General features: G+C 64.3%; 2 protein-coding genes. Both read right to left on the bottom strand.

The genetic code is table 11. The features are described from left to right. Positions 1-37: 37 nt before the first annotated feature. On the bottom strand, positions 38-895 hold the full coding sequence (locus AB0K52_RS25605) for an IS3 family transposase (RefSeq protein WP_363537362.1): 858 nt from the start codon (positions 893-895) through the stop codon (positions 38-40). Beyond that, positions 892-1,365, bottom strand: coding sequence for a helix-turn-helix domain-containing protein (locus AB0K52_RS25610; protein ID WP_363537364.1), 474 nt, complete (start codon positions 1,363-1,365; stop codon positions 892-894). Before AB0K52_RS25610 ends, AB0K52_RS25605 begins: the two co-directional genes overlap by 4 nt. Positions 1,366-1,443: the final 78 nt, after the last annotated feature.

The raw sequence follows: 1,443 nt of genomic DNA on the forward strand, positions 1-1,443 counted from the left end.
TGAACTGGTCCCCGGATGTTGGACTGGTATTGGAAGGTTAGACCTTGAGGGCCTTGGCTCGGTATTGGACCGGGCTCAGGCCCTCAAGTCGTGTGTGGATGCGTTCGGTGTTGTACCAGTGGATGTACTCGTCGATCGCCTGGGTGAGCTGGTCGGAGTCCTTGGGCTGGCGGTGTTGGAAGATCTCGGATTTGAGGTGGCCGAAGAAGCATTCGGCGACGGCATTATCGAGGCAGTTGCCCTTGCGGGACATGGACTGGGCGAGCCCGTGGGAGTCCAAGAGCCGGCGCCAGGAGCGGTGCTGGTATTGGAAGCCCTGGTCGGAGTGGACGAGCGGATGCTCGTCTGCGGTGAGGGTGGCGATCGCCTCGCGGAGCGAGGCGAGGGTCAGGCCCAAGCTCGGGGAGGACCCGACCGAGTAGGCGACCACGGACCGGTCGAACAGGTCGATGACCGGGGAGAGGTAGATCTTCCGGTCGCCGATGGCGAACTCGGTGACATCGGTGACCCATTTGCGGCCCGGCGCTTCGGCGGTGAACTTGCGGTCCAAGAGGTTCGGCGCGGTCTTGCCCACATGGCCCTTGTAAGACAGGTAGGGGTTGTGTCGCCTGCGGACGCGGCAGGCCAGGCCGATGCTGCGCATGAGGGCTAGCACGGTCTTCTTGGCGACCTTCCAGCCTTGGCGGGTCAGGACCGCATGGAGGCGCCGGTGCCCGTAGCGGCCTTTCGCTTCAGTGAACGCCTGGGCGATAGCGTCTTTGAGCGGCAGTTTCGGGTCGGGACGGTCCATGCGGGCCTGGTGGTAGTAGAACGTCGACCGCGCCAGGCCTGCCGCTTCCAGCAGCACCGGCAGCGGGTACTCAGCCTTGAGCGCAGCGACAGCGCGAGTCTTCACTGCCGCTCCTGATCCCTCAAGGCCTTCAATTTTCCCAGGTAGGCCACCTGGGCGCGCAATCGCTCGTTCTCGGCGCGGAGCTGCTCGAGCTCGCTGACCGGCTCGGGCGCTCGCGAAGGCGGCTGCCGCGGCCGTCCCTTGGGTTTTGGCCGCAGCCCGTCCTCGCCCTGGTCGCGGAAGATCCGCGTCCACTTGGTCAGGAGCTTGAGCGAGGACAGCTGGTACTCGCGCACCAGCTCGGTCGCGGTCGCCTCGCCCGCAAGATGCCGGCGCACGATCTCCAGTTTCGTCTCGAACGAGTACGTCCGCTTGGTCCGCTTCTCCACTAGAGCCTCTCGACCACGGATCTTCCATCGCTCGAACACATTACGGACCGCCTGACGCCCGACACCGAGCTGGGAGGCCGTGCTCTTGTGACCATGCCCAGCCTCGAACAAATCCACTGCAGCAGCGCGCTGCGCCTCGGTCAACGAACTATACGGATTCAAACAACTACTCCCCGGAAGCGGAACTGATTTCTCAGTCCAACATCCGGGGAGCTGTTCAGA

The sequence above is a fragment of the Glycomyces sp. NPDC049804 genome, assembly GCF_040674615.1.
Classification (GTDB): domain Bacteria; phylum Actinomycetota; class Actinomycetes; order Mycobacteriales; family Micromonosporaceae; genus Glycomyces; species Glycomyces niveus.